Below are 15908 nucleotides of genomic sequence, written 5' to 3'. Positions count from 1 at the left end.
ATTGGAATGCTTTTACGAGAAACTTTGATAACGAGCATGAATAGGTTATACATTTTTATAAATTTTCCAAGAATTTTCTTAAATAAGTTCTTTAATCAAAAAATATAAAAGTTTGTGTTGTTTTTCTTGTGTTTTATTTTGATTATTGTATATACTCCTTTATCCGCTATTAAATTTTTTTATTTGAGAAAGAGGCATAAATGGCCCGCGTAACGGTAGAAGATTGTATTGATAAAGTTGACAACCGCTTTGAGTTGGTACTTTTAGCAGGTCATCGGGCGCGTCAGATTTCACAAGGAGCGCAGATTACGGTTGATCGCGATAATGATAAAAATCCAGTTGTTGCTTTGCGTGAAATAGCAGAAGAAACATTGTCGCCTGCTGATTTAAAGGAAGACCTTATTCATTCGCTGCAAAAGCACGTGGAAGTAGATGAGCCAGAAATGGCAAGTGAATTTATTACCCATTCAGGTGAAGCTGAAAGTGTTTTTAATACGTCATCGCAAGAAGAAGGTACTTCATTTGATCATATGTCAGAAGAAGAGCTTTTAGCGGGTATTGAAGGTTTGGTTGTTCCAGAAAAAAGTGACGATTATTAATTGCAGCAATTTATGTTACAGGAGTAAAGATACTTTGTCATGTGAGGAGCAATTATTTTTCGTGTCTTTTATTAATAGGACGTGTTCAATAAAGATTAGGGGTGTGAAAAGATAAAGGATATGCTCGTATGATGCGTCAGTGTGAGCTTGTTGGACGTGTTCAACGTTACAAGTCTGACGTAGATGAGGCTCTTTTAAACAGGGCCTATGATTATGCAATGAAAAAGCATGCGCATCAAAAGCGTGCGTCAGGTGATCTTTATTTTTCTCATCCTTTAGAAGTTGCTGCTATTTTGACAGATATGCGGTTGGACGAGGCAACGATTGCTGTTGCTCTTTTGCATGATACAATTGAAGATACAAGCGCTACACGAGCAGAAATTGATCAGCTTTTTGGTTCTGAAATTGGGAAGTTGGTTGAAGGGCTTACAAAGCTTAATAAGCTTGATCTTGTATCAAAGAAAGCCGTACAGGCAGAAAATCTTCGTAAACTTCTTATTGCTATTTCTGATGATGTTCGTGTTCTTTTAGTCAAACTTGCTGACCGTCTTCATAATATGCGTACCCTTGGTGTTATGCGTGATGATAAACGTCGGCGAATTGCTGAAGAGACGATGGATATCTATGCGCCACTTGCAGGCCGTATGGGTATGCAGGATATGCGTGAGGAATTAGAGGATCTCTCTTTCTTTTATTTAAATCCAGAAGGTTATCGTACGATTACCAATCGACTTTCTGAATTATTGAAACACAACCGTGATTTGCTTTCCACAATTGAAAATGAATTGACAAAACTTTTTTTGGAGCATGGCATTAAAGCAGATGTTAAAAGCCGTCAGAAAAAATCTTATTCAGTCTTTCGCAAAATGGAAAGTAAAGCATTATCTTTTGAACAATTATCGGATATTTTTGGATTTCGTGTGATTGTTGAGTCCGTGAATGATTGTTATCGTGCTCTTGGTGTCATTCATACGACATGGCCAATGGTTCCTGGTCGTTTCAAAGATTATATCTCTATACCAAAGCAAAATGATTATCGTTCTATTCATACAACAATTGTTGGCCCTTCAAGACAACGTGTTGAGTTGCAAATTAGAACGGCTGCTATGGATGAAGTTGCTGAATATGGGGTTGCTGCTCATTCCATATATAAAGAGCGCGGTTCCAATTATTCGACTGTGAAGTTATCAAGTGAAACGAATGCCTATGCATGGTTGCGTCAAACGATACAATCTTTGTCTGATGGAGATAATCCAGAAGAGTTTTTAGAACATACAAAACTTGAGCTTTTTCAAGACCAAGTTTTTTGTTTTACGCCGAAAGGTCGATTAATTGCTTTTCCTAAAGGAGCTACGCCTATTGATTTTGCTTATGCCGTCCATACAGACATCGGTGATTCTTGTGTGGGTGTAAAAATCAATGGTCGTATTATGCCTTTAATGACCAAATTAAAAAATGGTGATGAGGTTGATATTATTCGCTCACACGCTCAAATTCCGCCAGCAGCATGGGAATTTCTTGTTGTCACAGGTAAAGCACGTTCAGCTATTCGACGAGCAAGTCGTGCAGCGGTACGTAAACAATATTCGGGTTTAGGATATCGTATTCTCGAGCGTTCATTTGAATATATGGGAAAGCAATTTTCAAAAGACCTTTTGAAGAAAGTTTTGCCACGTTTAGCACGTAAAGATGTAGAGGATGTATTGGCTGCTGTTGGGCGTGGAGAGCTGTTTTCCGCTGATGTGATTAAAGCGGTTTATCCTGATTATCAAGATCACCGTGTGGTACAAAAGTCATCTTTTAGGCCTGGGGAAGAAGGTTGGTTTAATATTGAAAATGCTCAAGGTATGATTTTTAAAGTTCCAGAAAATGAAAAGAATGCAAAGGTCGAGAATCATCAATCTAAAGCATTGCCTATTAGAGGAACCCATGGAGATATACCCGTACGTTTTTCACCGGAAGGAGCAGTACCTGGAGATCGGATTGTTGGTATTATGCAGCCAGGAGCTGGGATCGTTATTTATCCAATACAGTCTTCAGCTTTGATGGCGTATGATGATCAGCCAGAACGATGGATTGATGTTCGCTGGGATATTGATGCCCAAATGAATGAACGTTTTCCTGCACGGATGAATATTTTGGTTGTAAATAGTCCTGGTTCTTTAGCTGAAATTACACAAATAATTTCTGCTAACGATGCCAATATCCAAAATTTATCTTTTATCCGTACAGCACCAGATTTTACAGAAATTATGATTGATTTGGAAGTGTGGGATTTAAAACATTTGAATCGTATTTTTTCTCAATTAAAAAAGGCAGGTTCAGTAAGTACAGTACGGCGGGTTCATGGATAAAAAGAAAGATTTAGCAATGAATACACAAGATGTCATTGATATTTTTAAACAAGCAGATGCTATTCTAGAAGGGCATTTTATTTTAACATCGGGGCGCCATAGTGCGACTTATATGCAAAAAGCGAAAGTATTCATGCATGCTGACTTGACAGAAAAGTTATGTCGTGGATTGGCTGAAAAAATTAAAAAATCTATCGAGGAAAAAATTGATTATGTTGTTGGGCCCGCAATTGGCGGTCTTATTCCTTCCTATGAAACTTCACGTCACCTTGGTGTTCCTTCTCTTTGGGTAGAGCGTGTAAATGGCATCTTTGAATTGCGTCGTTTTGAAATCAAGAAGGGTGCACGGGTTGTTATTGTTGAAGATATTGTGACAACGGGTCTTTCCATTCGTGAGACTGTTGAAGCGCTTGTTGCAGCAGGAGCAGAGGTATTGGCCAGTGCATGTATTCTTGATCGTTCTGGTGGTAAGGTCAATGTTGGAGTTCCATTGATTGCGCTTGCTGAATACGAGATAACCTCTTATGCTAGTGATGCTCTTCCTGCAGAGCTTTCTGTTCTTCCAGCGATTAAACCAGGCAGTCGAAATATTTAATTGTCTTTCTATTTTTTTTTTGTGCAAAAGCTTAAAAAGATTAATTTGGATGATATAGGTTATTTCATTATCAAAAGATGTATATTGAGAGTCATATGCTTTTTCGTCGTCGAGAACCAATAGATTTTGTAACGCGTATTCGACTTTGGTTATGGCCACGTCGTTCATTTTCTCGCTCATTTTGCTACATATATAAACGTATTTTGCGTATATCAGCAACACCGCATGAAGTAGCATTAGGGGTTGCTGTTGGCATTTTTTTAGCTTGTTCCCCTTTCTTTGGGCTGCATATTATTTTGGCAATATTTTTTTCTTGGCTTTTGCGTGCAAACTTTGCTGCCGCAATCATTGGGACGATTTTTTCTAATCCACTCACATTTTTATTGATTATCATGGCTGATTATAAAGTAGGGTACTTTTGTTTATCACTTTTTAGCGATGTCAAAGAGATTTCTCTTTCGCAAATTCGTGCTCTATTTAATGGTTTGACATTGTCAAATCTCTCTCTCCTCTTTAAAGGCGCATGGGACACAATTATGAGTCCTATGATTTTAGGTGGAACTCTTTTAGGTATTGTTTTTGGTGGTTTATCTTATATAGGTGTTTACAGAGCAACGGTTCGTTTTAAACAAAGGCGATATCAAAAGATTATAAAAAAAAGGCGTTTAAAGAAGCGTTCATCGCCTGTATTAAAACAGAAATAAATTTGAGAAAGATCGGGTTAATATCTTATGATTATTGGTCTTGGAAATGATCTGGTTGATATACGACGTATTGAGAAAATGTTGGTTCGTTATGGTGAGCGTTTTATCCAACGTATTTTTACGGATATTGAAAAAAATAGATCTGAAAATCTCAAAAAAAGCTCCTCTTCCTATGCAAAAAGATTTGCTGCTAAAGAAGCATGTGCTAAAGCCTTAGGAACGGGAATCGCTTGTGGTATCAATTGGAAAGACATGGGGGTAGTTAATTTGCCATCTGGTAAACCAATAATGCAATTAACAAATCGTGCGCAAATGCAACTTCAAAAGTTATTACCTCCTCATCATGATGCAGTTATTCATCTTAGCATAACAGATGATTTTCCTTGGGCACAGGCATTTATTATTATCGAAGCACTTCCACGTGGATAGATGGCGTGAGAGATTGTGCTTTTGTTATTTGAATATTATGATGAAAAAAAATTATATCTGTGATGAGAAGGCAGTTGGTGATGATCCAAAAAGATAAAGTGCATAAAAAAGAAAAAAAAGGTGGGATTCGTGAATTTATTTCTGTTTTAGTACAGGCTCTGCTTTTAGCAGCGTTTATTCGGACACTTTTTTTCCAGCCGTTTAGTATTCCTTCCGGTTCAATGCGTCCTACTTTGTTGGTGGGAGATTATCTGTTTGTTTCTAAGTATGCATATGGGTATTCTCATTTTTCCATCCCCTTTTCTCCCCCTCTTTTTTCTGGACGGATTTGGGCATCTCAACCTCAACGTGGAGATGTGGTCGTTTTTCGCTTACCAAGTAATCCGAAGATTGATTATATAAAACGCGTTGTTGGGCTACCAGGTGATCGTATACAAGTCCGTCAAAGTGTTCTTTATATTAATGATGAGGCTGTTTCACGTCACTTTATGGGGGAGATTAATAATTCTGATATAACAGAGGTTAACTATCCTGTTGAGGTTTATCGCGAGACAATGCCTAACGGTGTCAGTTATGATACACTTGATTTAGCTTTCATCCCGAAAGTTGATGATACAAAAGTTTTTGAAGTTCCTCAAGGACATTACTTTATGATGGGAGATAACCGCGACAATTCAGATGATAGTCGTTTAGATGTAGGCTATGTTCCAGAAGAAAATCTTATTGGTCGCGCGAGCGTGATTTTCTTTTCTATCAGTAACGGTTCAAGTGCTTGGCAGATTTGGCGCTGGCCATTTGATGTGCGTTGGAAACGTTTGTTTTCTTTCATAAATACGGTTCATGATTTGCCGCTTATCAAGCAAGGAAACAACGATGAAACGTCTCATGATTGATCAGCTTTTCAAGCTGACGGGGCATCGTTTTAAAGATGAAGAGAGGTTAACGAAGGCATTAACACATTCGAGTGTACAAGATTCGGAACAGGGAAATTATGAACGACTAGAGTTTTTAGGGGATCGGGTTTTAGGGCTTTTGATTGCGGAAATGCTGTATCAACTTTTTCCTCAGGCAAGTGAAGGTGAATTATCAGTCCGTTTGAATCATCTTGTTAATGCGCAGACATGTGCTGATATTGCGCGTGAAATGAGGCTTCCTGATATGATTCGTGTTGGTTTTGAGATGAAAAATTTCGAGGGGCGTCGACTTATCAATATGCATGCAGATGTCGTGGAAGCTTTGATTGCCGTGATATATCTCGATGGAGGATTGGAAAGCGTTCGCCCTTTTATTCAAAAATATTGGCAAAGTCGGGCAAAGAAAATGGATGCTGGTCGACGTGATGCCAAGACAGAATTACAAGAATGGGCGCATATCCAAGGCAATGCACAACCACATTATCAGGTTATCAAACGTTCAGGTCCCGATCACGATCCTGTTTTTATGGTAGAGGTCAGTATTTCTGGGTTTGCTTCAGAGATTGGGCAGGGAAGCTCCAAAAGATATGCCGAAAGAATGGCAGCTGAAAAAATTTTGCGACGAGAGGGTGTATGGAAAACAGTGGGAAAAAATGATCATGAGTGACGTTATGAAAACGCGTTCTGGATTTGTTGTGCTTATTGGGATGCCTAATGCCGGTAAATCGACACTGGTTAATCAATTGGTTGGAACAAAGGTTTCAATTGTAACGCATAAGGTACAAACAACACGAACTTTAATCCGCGGTATTGTCATTCATGATGATGTGCAAATTGTGTTGGTCGATACACCGGGTGTTTTTCGTCCCCATAAGCGCTTAGAACGAGCCATGGTCTCTGCTGCTTGGGGAGGGGCTAAGAGCGCTGATGTTCTACTCGTTTTAATCGACGCTCAAAATGGTCTTTCGGATGAAGTTGATATGATGTTAGATATTGTAAACAATCTGAAACAAGAAAAAGTTCTTGTTCTTAATAAGGTTGATACAGTTGTTAAATCATCTCTTCTAGCGTTAACCACTAAAATAAATGAACGTGTAAAGTTTGCGCAAACATTTATGATTTCTGCTCTAAACGGTTCTGGTTGCAAGGATTTACTGCATGCGTTGAGTAATATGATGCAGGAGGGGCCATGGTATTATCCGGAAGATCAAATTTCTGATATGCCCATGCGTCATCTTGCTGCTGAAATTACGCGTGAAAAACTTTTTCTTCGTCTTCATGATGAACTTCCTTATTCCTCAACGGTTGAAACAGAAAGCTGGGAAGAACGTTCAGATGGTTCCGTTAAAATTAATCAAGTTATTTATGTCGAGCGTGAGAGTCAGAAAAAAATTGTCTTAGGAGCAAAAGGCGATACAATTAAAGCGATTGGACAAGCAGCACGTAAAGAACTCATGGAAATTATGGATCAAAAGGTTCATCTTTTTCTCTTTGTGAAAGTGCGCGATAATTGGGATACCGATCCAGAACGTTATCGCGAAATGGGATTGGATTTTTTAAAATAAGATTTTAAAAAAATAATTAAAGTAAAATGAAGTGGAAAGAACAAGCTGTTATTCTTGGTACACGCCAATATGGTGAAACAAGTGTTATTCTTGAGATTATGACACGTGAACATGGTCGTTATATGGGGGTGGTAAAAGGGGGGCGGTCGCGTCGTATGGCAGCTCTTCTTCAACCTGGAAATTTTGTGGAGGCTGAATGGTGGGCTCGTTTAGACGAACATTTGGGACTTTTTCGGCTTGAAGCTCTTGATTTACATGCGGCACGATTAATCTGTCTACCAGAAGCACTTTATGCTTTGCAATTGATAGCTTTTCATTTGCGGCTTCTTCCCGAACGTGATCCGCACCCCATTTTATATGATATTTTACACCTTTTTATGCAGAATTTTGATGAACCATTTGTAAATGCAGAATTGCTTGTACGTTTTGAAATGCGGCTTCTTGAAGAACTTGGTTTTGGTCTTGATTTATCTTGTTGTGCTGCAACAGGTCGTCAGGAAAGGCTTCATTACGTATCACCAAAATCTGGACGGGCTGTCTGTGAAGAAGCAGGGGAACCTTGGAAAAAAAAGCTTCTCATTCTACCACAGTTTCTTGTACAAAGAACGACTCGTCCTGCTGATTTTAGTGACATAATAAATGGTTTTATACTGACGGGTTTTTTTCTTATGCGTCATGTCTGGGAGCCACGAGATATAAAGCAGCCGTCAGTGCGCATGAATATGATACAATTGTTTGAGCGCCAATTTGGTGTGCAGGCATTAATTGGTTGATCTGATGATAATTGAATGGGAAAATGAGAATTTTAAAGACAATTGCTGAAGTCCGCCAATATACTTCAGAGGAACGACGTTTAGGTTTTTCGATTGGTTTTGTTCCAACAATGGGGGCATTGCATGATGGACATCTTGCATTAGTACAGTATGCAAGAGCAATGTGTGATCGCGTAGTGGTTTCTATTTTTGTCAATCCAAAGCAATTTGGACCTCAAGAAGATTTTTCTCAATATCCAAGAGATTTGAAGGGCGATTGTGCTTTGTTAAAAGAAGCAGGTGTTGAATGTGTTTTTGCTCCTTCTGTAGATGAAATGTGGCCACTGGGGAATGATACAATTGTACAAGTGAAAAAATTATCACGTATTTTGATGGGAAAATTACGTCCGGGGCATTTTTGTGGTGTAACAAGCGTTGTTGCTAAACTTTTTAACATTGTCCAACCAGATAAGGCTTTTTTTGGGGAAAAGGATTTTCAACAAATTTTAATTATTCGGCGTATGGTTGAAGATTTGGCTTTTCCTATTGAAATCGTTGGAGTTCCTATTCTACGGGAGTCAGATGGTGTAGCTTGTTCTTCACGCAATCAGCTTTTAACATTAGAAGATCGTAAAGCTGCCAAAATTATTCCTGAAAGTGGAAAAGCTGCTGAAAAGCTTTATCATGAAGGTGAACGGTCGGTTGATAAATTATGCAAAACTGTTCGTGATATTTTACAACAAGAAACGCGTGCAATCATTGAAGCGATAGATTTACGGGATATGGAAACTTTATGCGTGGTTAAAGGAACATTGAATAAACCGGCGGTTTTACTCCTTACTGTCCGCTTTGGTGAGGTAAGGCTGATTGATCAATATATATTACAAGAGAAGAGTGGAAAATGAGTGTACATAAAACCGTAAAGCGTATAACATCTTCCGAAATACGTGCAAGAAAGGGACAACAGCCAATTGTTTCTTTAACAGCTTATCAAGCTTATACTGCGCGGATTGCTGATCCATATTGCGATATCCTTTTGGTTGGTGATAGCGTTGGGATGGTTGTGTATGGGTTTGAGACAACGCTTCCTGTTAATTTAGATATGATGATTTCACACGGGAAAGCCGTGGTGCGTGGATCTCAAAAAGCTCTTGTTGTTATTGATATGCCTTTTGGTTCTTATGAGGAAAGTCCAGAGCAAGCTTTTTTAAATGCATCGCGCATTCTTGCACAAACGGGGTGTGGTGCAGTTAAGCTTGAAGGGGGCGTTTATATAGCCGAAACAATAGATTTTTTGTGTAAACGTGGCATTCCAGTGATGGGGCATATCGGTCTTACACCCCAAGCAATGAATCGTTTTGGTGGTTTTAAAACACAAGGACGCAAGGAGAATGATTGGCAAAGAATTGAAGCAGATGGAGCAGCGATTGAAGAGGCAGGTGCTTTTGCTGTTGTTTTAGAAGCAATGGTCGAACCTTTAGCGGTGAAACTGACAGATAAGCTTTCTATCCCTACGATCGGTATAGGGGCGTCCAATCAATGTGATGGGCAAGTATTGGTTATGGAAGATATGTTGGGCTATGGTTCTCATGTGCCAAAATTTGTACGCCGTTATGGAGACCTTGAACAAGCCATGGAAACTGCAATAAAGAATTATGCAGAGGATGTCACATCTCGTTCTTTCCCAGCGGATAATGAAGTTTATAAACTAAAATAAACTTCAGTTTAAGATGAAAGGTTTGACAAGAGAACATTTGTTATTTTGATAATGAATGTGCATTTTTAATATATTTTGTATGCAATTTGAACTGTGATTTTTTCCATTTCTTTAATGAAGTCACGCCTCTCATGCAAAACAGAACGCCATTGGGTCGCTAATTCACGTGCTTTTTTAAAGAAAGCTTTCTTAAGGTACCCAATCCTATTTCGCGACGGCGTTCGTGAATAGTATAGTGGTAAGTCCCTTATGAAGTGTATAAAATTTATAGAGCACTCCCGTCTTTACGCTTCATAAGAGAGCAAGCCGGCATCATCACGCACTTTGCCAATTTTCAATGTTGCGACAGCGCTTAGCACTTGAGATGGTTCATAAGAAGCATTTTAATTCTTTCTTTAAAAAGTTTTATCTACACGCCAGCCCCACTTGTGGTGTGCAAGAGAATGATTTTGATTGATTCAATATAAACAGATTTGAAATGAGTGAAGCTTACGATATTAGGAGCTCTCATTCAAAATGAAAAAACAATGAATTATTATTATAAGTCAGTGTGATGATTCTGTAATGACAAGGAATCAACAATGCGAAGAGTCTATAATCTTTGGGCATCCAAGTCATTAAAGCGCGTTAAAAATGCGTTTTCAATGTGTTGTGTAGAATAGGGGGATAAATTAAGATCATCGGGTAGAATATTATTGGGAGAGCCAAAATAGCGAAGGGCTTCTTCTGTATTAAATCCAGCAAGCGTAATCGCTTCATAATAGGCAGCAATACGGTCGGCTTGTTTAATTTTTTTTAAAAGTTTTTGAGAAAGAGCAACGGGAAGAGAAAAGCGCATGTGGATAGCATCTTGGATGCGTTTTTCAACGCGTTCATATTGTTTTCCTATGACAGCTTTAAAAGGGGAAATCATATCGCCGATGACATATTCTGGAGCATCATGAAGAAGGGCATAAAGACATTCGTTGCTTCCCGATTGTGGAAAAAGTTTTTGAAATATTTGTTCAACCAAAAGTGAATGTTGTGCAACAGAATAGGCATGCTCTCCTCGTGTTTGACCGTTCCAACGTGCCACGCGAGAAAGTCCATGGGCAATATCTTCAATTTCAACATCAAAAGGAGAAGGGTTGAGAAGATCAAGTCGCCTTCCAGAGAGCATTCTTTGCCAAGCGCGGGCTTCTCCATTTTTTAATAATTCAGCTTTAGCCATGAGTGTTTTCTATAGTATTTTCAGGAAAGGTAAAATTCATATTTTCAGCAATGCTTATAGTGACAGGAATGTTTTTTACAGTAAAGGGGATGTTATGATCCATAGCATCTTTGACGTGGTCAATACGCATTAAAGCAAGAGCCTCATTTTCTACACATGTTCCCAAGTAGCCAATTACTTTTGTTTCTGCTTCAATGCTAGATTGAGGGGTTAATTCACACTGGCCTTTTACAATAAAAATACGGCGACGTGCTGCACGGCGGTGGTGCATTCGTGAAACAATTTCTTGTCCAATATAACATCCTTTATTGAATGCAAGTCCATTGATTTGATCGTAATTAATATCATGAGGAAAGACTTTGCCAACTTCATAGTCTTGACCACTTTCCGCAATTGCATAACGGATACGCAATCGATTCCATGTGTCATGATATTCTGAAGTTAAAAAAGGTTTTTTGCTATAGATTCGTATTATTTTTTCTTGTTGTGGGAAGCGTTTATCAACAAAACTTGAATCAAAATTTAAAGCATCTGATTCATTATTCAAAGAAACTGTAACAAGCTCTTGGGATGGTTGTGTAATTTCTACTTTTTTGCGCAGCTTATAGAGCAACAGACGCTTATGGAGCGTATCAGCTAAAGGCATCCTGATATCAATCAGGTAACCATCTTCTTTTTTTCCGATAAGAAAATCAGCAAGAACCTTTCCTTGTGGGGATAAAAGGGCTCCAGGGAAAAGTTCCTGTGGACTGATTTTTTTTACATCTGTCGTGATCAGGGATTGTAGAAAATCTGTTGCTTCTTCGCCTGTAATTTGAATAAGCCCGCGGTTTTTTAAGCAAATGGCATTTTGTTTTTTAATCATGGTTCTTGCCTTTCTGCTCAAAGTTACATAATCGATAAGTGAGCAATATGTAAGGAGCGTGGTTATGTTTAAAACATTTGATACAATTTTTAAAGGTGCAACACTTGTGAATCATGATGGAAGAAGCAAGCGTGATATTGGTATTACAAATGGTCGTATTGCTGAAATAGGCGATCTTACATGTGCATCGGCTAGTGAGGTCATTGATTGTACGGGGCTTCATATTTTACCAGGAATTATTGATAGCCAAGTGCATTTTCGTGAACCAGGAAATGAATATAAGGAGGATTTGGAAAGTGGCTCGTATTCTGCTGTGTTAGGGGGGGTTACGGCAGTTTTTGAAATGCCTAATACCAGTCCATTGACAACATCAGAAGAAACATTAAGCGATAAGGTTCAACGCGCATTTCATCGAATGCATTGTGATTTTGCATTTTGGGTTGGAGGAACGCGTGAAAATGCTCATGAATTGTCTGAATTAGAAAGACTTCCTGGTGCGGCTGGAATTAAAGTCTTTATGGGGTCCTCTACCGGTAATCTTTTGGTTGATGATGATGAAAGTGTACGCCTTGTTTTGAAGAATACACGCCGTCGTGCGGCTTTTCATTCTGAAGATGAGGCGAGGCTCAAAGAGCGTAAAATATTGCGTATTGAAGGTGATGCATCGTCACATCCGATTTGGCGTGATGAAGTTGCGGCATTAAAATGTACGCAGCGTTTGGTAAAAATTGCTCATGAGACGAAGGCTCGCATTCATGTGTTACATCTTTCGACAGAAGAAGAAATTGATTTTCTAAAAAAACATAAGGATGTTGCAACAATTGAAGTGACACAACATCATTTGACACTCACGGCTGATGATTATAAGAAGTTTGGTACATTAATTCAGATGAATCCGCCTATTCGTGAATTGCGCCACCGTGAAGCTCTTTGGTACGGTGTTCAACAAGGAATAATTGATGTCTTAGGCTCAGATCATGCGCCTCATACTCTTGAAGAAAAACTTCAACCTTATCCCTCTTCACCTTCAGGTATGACAGGCGTGCAAACAACAGCAGCAATTATGTTGACACATGTGAATGCAGGAAAAATATCTCTTGAACGTTTTGTTGATCTCACTTCACATGGCCCTAGTCGTATTTTTGGTATAAGCTGTAAAGGGCGCATTGCTGTTGGGTTTGATGCTGATTTAACCATTGTTGATCTTAAGAGAGAAGAAATTATTACGAATAGCTTAATTGGTTCTCGCGCCGGTTGGACACCTTATGATGGTCAAAAAGTTAAAGGTTGGCCTGTTGGGACTATTATCCGTGGTATGCGGGTTATGTGGGAAGGTGAAATTGTCACACCTTCACAAGGAGAGCCTGTTAAATTTATGGAAACTTTGGTGTAAACAGATTAAAAATTATAAGCATGCCGTAAAATACCCTCTTTTAGAGTGGTGATATAGGGTATGTCAGCCTCTTTGATACATAAGTGTTTTTTAATGCGTGGTGAATATTCTTAGGCTTGTTTGTAGAAACTATGCAGCAAATTACATGCGTTAGAAGCCAAGAGGAACCTTGTTCAACAAGAACCTAGATTATTTACAGAGCAAATTTAGTTAAAAATCTTCGTCCTTTGAGGTGTGGGGAGGAAGCCAAAGAGCGATTTTGTATGGGGAAAAAGGCGCTCATACGAATAAAAGCGTATCGAGACATTATTCTTTAAACGTCTCTCTATTTTCAGAGCTGGTTTATTGCTCCCCGCATTTGTGAAAGGAGTATCATTGATACCACTAAAATTGAGAGAGATACTTTTTGTATAGATTAATTATTTATAATACATGAGGAGGTTTTCAGATAAAATTCTTCCTTCCTCAATGTATCTTTGATTGGCTTCAATGGCTTCTTGTGTACAATGATGATAATTTTCTGAGAAAGCACGATACGCTTCATTAAACGCTTCATAAAAATAAGCACGTCTTTGTGGAATGGGGTGTTCTGCTTCAATCAGTGCATTCATATAGTCATACCATTGGTTTGTTGGAGGCTCGCAAAGATTTTGGAGAGAATGCAATGATCCCAAAATTTCTGCTAGTCGGAGTAATTTTTTTTCATAAGGTGGAGATTGTTGTGCAAAGGTTGGCATTGAAATGACAAGAAATATTAAAATAATGATGTTCATCAATCTATTACGCATTATTTTTATTGCTTTCTTTGAATAAAACTCTGTAAAGATAAAATAATTTTGTCATGAGAACGGTGTAAAAAATAGAGTTAATTTGCTACATTATTCTCAATTATTGATTATAAAATATAGGGCGTAAGAGGCAGTAAGGAACCCATTGTGGAATATTGAAAATACTGATGAAGCTTTGTGTAGTTTAAAATTTAAGATTTTCTTTCTGCAAACTATCTATTTTTCACATAGATTTATATTGTATTACCTATAGAATTTTTTCTAAGCTCGTTTTCTTTAAGGAGGGAAAGCATTTCTAATGATAGAACGCTTTTGTCCAATCAAATAAAATAGATTATTTTTATGATAAATGATGGATACAGCCGTGAATACAATGGGAAAATGGTAAGAAGAATTTACTATAAGATAAAAGTTTTTAGCCTAAACAGCGTAATACAATAATTTGAGATAAGATACATCTAAAAGGATCGGTGCATAATATCGTCCATGGAGTCAATAAATGAAAGAGTTGCGATTTTATAATACGCTGACACGTAAAAAAGAAAATTTTACACCAATAGATGCGACAAGAGTACGTCTTTATGTTTGTGGTCCGACAGTTTATGATTATGCGCATATAGGAAATGCACGCCCTGTCATTGTTTTTGATATTTTATTTCGTTTATTGCGTCATGTTTATGGTAATGAGCGTGTTCTATATGCACGTAATATTACAGATGTTGATGATAAAATTAATGCACGAGCAGCTTGCGAATATCCAAACTTGTCATTGAATGATGCTATTCGTCAATTAACAGAACGTACATATTCTCAGTTTCAGCAAGATACAATAGCACTTGGTTGTCTTTTGCCAACCAGCCAGCCGCGCGCAACCGAGCATTTAGAGGAAATGCGCTCTTTAATTGAAAGATTGCTTGAAAAGGGGCACGCTTATAAAGCGGAAAATCATATATTGTTTTCTGTAAGTAGCATAAAAAATCCTCCCTATTATGGGGCATTTGCAAATCGTTCTTTAGATGAAATGAGGGCGGGGGCGCGTATCGATGTTGCTGCTTATAAAAGGGAAGAGATGGATTTTGTTTTATGGAAGCCTTCTGTGGAAGGAGAACCAGGTTGGGAATCACCGGGCGGAATTCCTGTTTTAGGTCGTCCAGGTTGGCATATTGAATGTTCTGCAATGTCAATGGCAAAGTTATTAGCGCCCTATGGCGGTGGTTTAACCTGTGATGATCCGACCGCCAATGTTTTTGATATCCATGGTGGTGGAATTGATTTAATTTTTCCTCATCATGAAAATGAGATTGCACAAAGTTGTTCAGCTTTTGGGACGGAGCGAATGGCTAATTTTTGGATGCATAATGGTTTTTTACAAGTTGAAGGCAAAAAGATGTCGAAAAGCTTTGGCAATTTCATAACTATTCGTTCTGTTTTAGAGAATAATTTTTTGGAGCTTAATGGTATTTTGACCGATGAAATGAAGCAAAATTGGGCTGGTTTGTCTGCGCGTTTTTCGATGTTGCAAACGCATTATCGTGAACCATTAAATTGGACTGCACAGCGTTTAATACAATCGAGCAGCGAACTGTATCGTTGGTATAAATGGCTTCGCAGCAAAAAGAGTGAGATGAAAAACAATGAAGCAATTGATGATACTTTGATAGATGCACTTAGTGATGATCTTAATACTCCAAAAGCACTGACTCTTTTGCGAAAATTTTATAAAGAAGGAAATGCTTTGGCTCTTGTAAATGGGATGAATTTATTAGGACTGTTAAGACAAGAATGGATTAAAGGAATAGACTGCCCATTATTTATGAGAAAAACTTTCCTTGATACAAAATTTATTGATCAGCGCATTGCCGAAAGACTAAGACTTATCCATAATAAAGAGTGGGAAGCTGCGGATACAATTCGTGATGAGCTTGCAGCCGAGGGGGTTCTTTTAAAAGACAGTAAGGATCCGCAGAGTGGTGAGCGCATAACTGTGTGGGAAATAAAGCGACACTAATGTCTCTATTCCAGC

Annotated in this window: 16 protein-coding genes and 1 pseudogene; 13 read left to right on the top strand and 4 right to left on the bottom strand. The window is 38.3% G+C overall.

Annotation, left to right across the window (positions count from 1 at the left end; all coding sequences use genetic code 11):
* The first annotated feature begins 200 nt into the window (after positions 1-200).
* The 11 genes from rpoZ to panB all read left to right on the top strand — a co-directional run bounded on the left by rpoZ (position 201) and on the right by panB (position 9629).
* Positions 201-599: a DNA-directed RNA polymerase subunit omega gene (gene rpoZ, locus PVV63_RS06205; protein ID WP_273791104.1), complete on the top strand. Its 399-nt coding sequence runs from the start codon at positions 201-203 to the stop codon at positions 597-599.
* A gap of 128 nt (positions 600-727) precedes the next feature.
* Positions 728-2953: a bifunctional (p)ppGpp synthetase/guanosine-3',5'-bis(diphosphate) 3'-pyrophosphohydrolase gene (locus PVV63_RS06200; protein WP_273791103.1), complete on the top strand. Its 2226-nt coding sequence runs from the start codon at positions 728-730 to the stop codon at positions 2951-2953.
* A 16-nt stretch (positions 2954-2969) separates the two neighbouring features.
* Positions 2970-3548, top strand: coding sequence for an orotate phosphoribosyltransferase (pyrE, locus tag PVV63_RS06195; protein WP_273791120.1), 579 nt, complete (start codon positions 2970-2972; stop codon positions 3546-3548).
* 95 nt (positions 3549-3643) lie between these two features.
* A complete protein-coding gene (locus PVV63_RS06190; protein WP_273791102.1) occupies positions 3644-4252 on the top strand; it encodes a DUF2062 domain-containing protein in 609 nt (202 codons plus the stop codon).
* A 27-nt stretch (positions 4253-4279) separates the two neighbouring features.
* Positions 4280-4681 carry a holo-ACP synthase gene (acpS, locus tag PVV63_RS06185; protein ID WP_273791101.1) on the top strand — a complete coding sequence of 134 codons (402 nt, stop codon included), beginning with the start codon at positions 4280-4282 and terminating at the stop codon, positions 4679-4681.
* 80 nt (positions 4682-4761) lie between these two features.
* The gene (gene lepB / locus PVV63_RS06180) at positions 4762-5574 is read left to right on the top strand and encodes a signal peptidase I (protein WP_273791100.1); all 813 of its coding nucleotides are present in this window, start codon (positions 4762-4764) and stop codon (positions 5572-5574) included.
* On the top strand, positions 5555-6262 hold the full coding sequence (gene rnc / locus PVV63_RS06175; protein ID WP_273791099.1) for a ribonuclease III: 708 nt from the start codon (positions 5555-5557) through the stop codon (positions 6260-6262). The genes lepB and rnc overlap by 20 nt, the downstream gene beginning before the upstream one ends.
* On the top strand, positions 6255-7160 hold the full coding sequence (gene era / locus PVV63_RS06170; RefSeq protein WP_273791098.1) for a GTPase Era: 906 nt from the start codon (positions 6255-6257) through the stop codon (positions 7158-7160). Before rnc ends, era begins: the two co-directional genes overlap by 8 nt.
* A gap of 26 nt (positions 7161-7186) precedes the next feature.
* A complete protein-coding gene (gene recO / locus PVV63_RS06165) occupies positions 7187-7933 on the top strand; it encodes a DNA repair protein RecO (RefSeq protein WP_273791097.1) in 747 nt (248 codons plus the stop codon).
* 23 nt (positions 7934-7956) lie between these two features.
* The gene (gene panC / locus PVV63_RS06160) at positions 7957-8817 is read left to right on the top strand and encodes a pantoate--beta-alanine ligase (protein ID WP_273791096.1); all 861 of its coding nucleotides are present in this window, start codon (positions 7957-7959) and stop codon (positions 8815-8817) included.
* Complete coding sequence (gene panB, locus PVV63_RS06155; protein WP_273791095.1) at positions 8814-9629, top strand: 3-methyl-2-oxobutanoate hydroxymethyltransferase; 816 nt, start codon at positions 8814-8816, stop codon at positions 9627-9629. Before panC ends, panB begins: the two co-directional genes overlap by 4 nt.
* Positions 9630-9727: 98 nt before the next feature.
* Here the strand turns inward: panB and PVV63_RS10500 are convergent.
* The 3 genes and pseudogenes from PVV63_RS10500 to PVV63_RS06140 form a co-directional block, all read right to left on the bottom strand.
* Positions 9728-9870, bottom strand: a pseudogene (locus tag PVV63_RS10500) (integrase); the annotation flags it as partial.
* A gap of 351 nt (positions 9871-10221) precedes the next feature.
* Entirely contained in the window at positions 10222-10839 is a 618-nt protein-coding gene (locus tag PVV63_RS06145) for an HD family hydrolase (RefSeq protein WP_273791094.1), read from the bottom strand.
* Complete coding sequence (locus tag PVV63_RS06140) at positions 10832-11704, bottom strand: folate-binding protein YgfZ (protein ID WP_273791093.1); 873 nt, start codon at positions 11702-11704, stop codon at positions 10832-10834. Before PVV63_RS06140 ends, PVV63_RS06145 begins: the two co-directional genes overlap by 8 nt.
* A gap of 64 nt (positions 11705-11768) precedes the next feature.
* On the opposite strand from PVV63_RS06140, the gene PVV63_RS06135 reads away from it, so the two are divergent.
* On the top strand, positions 11769-13097 hold the full coding sequence (locus PVV63_RS06135; protein WP_273791092.1) for a dihydroorotase: 1329 nt from the start codon (positions 11769-11771) through the stop codon (positions 13095-13097).
* Positions 13098-13516: 419 nt separating this feature from the next.
* Here the strand turns inward: PVV63_RS06135 and PVV63_RS06130 are convergent, their stop codons facing one another.
* Complete coding sequence (locus tag PVV63_RS06130) at positions 13517-13885, bottom strand: TIGR02301 family protein (protein ID WP_273791091.1); 369 nt, start codon at positions 13883-13885, stop codon at positions 13517-13519.
* A 499-nt stretch (positions 13886-14384) separates the two neighbouring features.
* Here PVV63_RS06130 and cysS point away from each other — a divergent pair, with 499 nt between their 5' ends.
* Complete coding sequence (cysS, locus tag PVV63_RS06125) at positions 14385-15893, top strand: cysteine--tRNA ligase (protein WP_273791090.1); 1509 nt, start codon at positions 14385-14387, stop codon at positions 15891-15893.
* Positions 15894-15908 lie beyond the last annotated feature (15 nt).

This window comes from Bartonella sp. CM31XJBT (assembly GCF_028618555.1).
In the GTDB taxonomy this organism is placed as follows: domain Bacteria; phylum Pseudomonadota; class Alphaproteobacteria; order Rhizobiales; family Rhizobiaceae; genus Bartonella.
This window is presented reverse-complemented; position numbering and strand designations above follow the sequence as displayed.

What these genes read in the sequence shown, in the direction of transcription:
- rnc (WP_273791099.1), top strand. Translation starts at nt 5,555, where the DNA reads ATGAAACGTCTCATGATTGATCAGCTTTTCAAGCTGACGGGGCATCGT.
- rpoZ (WP_273791104.1), top strand. Translation starts at nt 201, where the DNA reads ATGGCCCGCGTAACGGTAGAAGATTGTATTGATAAAGTTGACAACCGC.
- panB (WP_273791095.1), top strand. Translation starts at nt 8,814, where the DNA reads ATGAGTGTACATAAAACCGTAAAGCGTATAACATCTTCCGAAATACGT.
- pyrE (WP_273791120.1), top strand. Translation starts at nt 2,970, where the DNA reads ATGAATACACAAGATGTCATTGATATTTTTAAACAAGCAGATGCTATT.
- PVV63_RS06200 (WP_273791103.1), top strand. Translation starts at nt 728, where the DNA reads ATGATGCGTCAGTGTGAGCTTGTTGGACGTGTTCAACGTTACAAGTCT.
- PVV63_RS06190 (WP_273791102.1), top strand. Translation starts at nt 3,644, where the DNA reads ATGCTTTTTCGTCGTCGAGAACCAATAGATTTTGTAACGCGTATTCGA.
- cysS (WP_273791090.1), top strand. Translation starts at nt 14,385, where the DNA reads ATGAAAGAGTTGCGATTTTATAATACGCTGACACGTAAAAAAGAAAAT.
- acpS (WP_273791101.1), top strand. Translation starts at nt 4,280, where the DNA reads ATGATTATTGGTCTTGGAAATGATCTGGTTGATATACGACGTATTGAG.
- lepB (WP_273791100.1), top strand. Translation starts at nt 4,762, where the DNA reads ATGATCCAAAAAGATAAAGTGCATAAAAAAGAAAAAAAAGGTGGGATT.
- PVV63_RS06135 (WP_273791092.1), top strand. Translation starts at nt 11,769, where the DNA reads ATGTTTAAAACATTTGATACAATTTTTAAAGGTGCAACACTTGTGAAT.
- panC (WP_273791096.1), top strand. Translation starts at nt 7,957, where the DNA reads ATGAGAATTTTAAAGACAATTGCTGAAGTCCGCCAATATACTTCAGAG.
- PVV63_RS06140 (WP_273791093.1), bottom strand. Translation starts at nt 11,704, where the DNA reads ATGATTAAAAAACAAAATGCCATTTGCTTAAAAAACCGCGGGCTTATT.
- PVV63_RS06130 (WP_273791091.1), bottom strand. Translation starts at nt 13,885, where the DNA reads ATGCGTAATAGATTGATGAACATCATTATTTTAATATTTCTTGTCATT.
- PVV63_RS06145 (WP_273791094.1), bottom strand. Translation starts at nt 10,839, where the DNA reads ATGGCTAAAGCTGAATTATTAAAAAATGGAGAAGCCCGCGCTTGGCAA.
- recO (WP_273791097.1), top strand. Translation starts at nt 7,187, where the DNA reads ATGAAGTGGAAAGAACAAGCTGTTATTCTTGGTACACGCCAATATGGT.
- era (WP_273791098.1), top strand. Translation starts at nt 6,255, where the DNA reads ATGAGTGACGTTATGAAAACGCGTTCTGGATTTGTTGTGCTTATTGGG.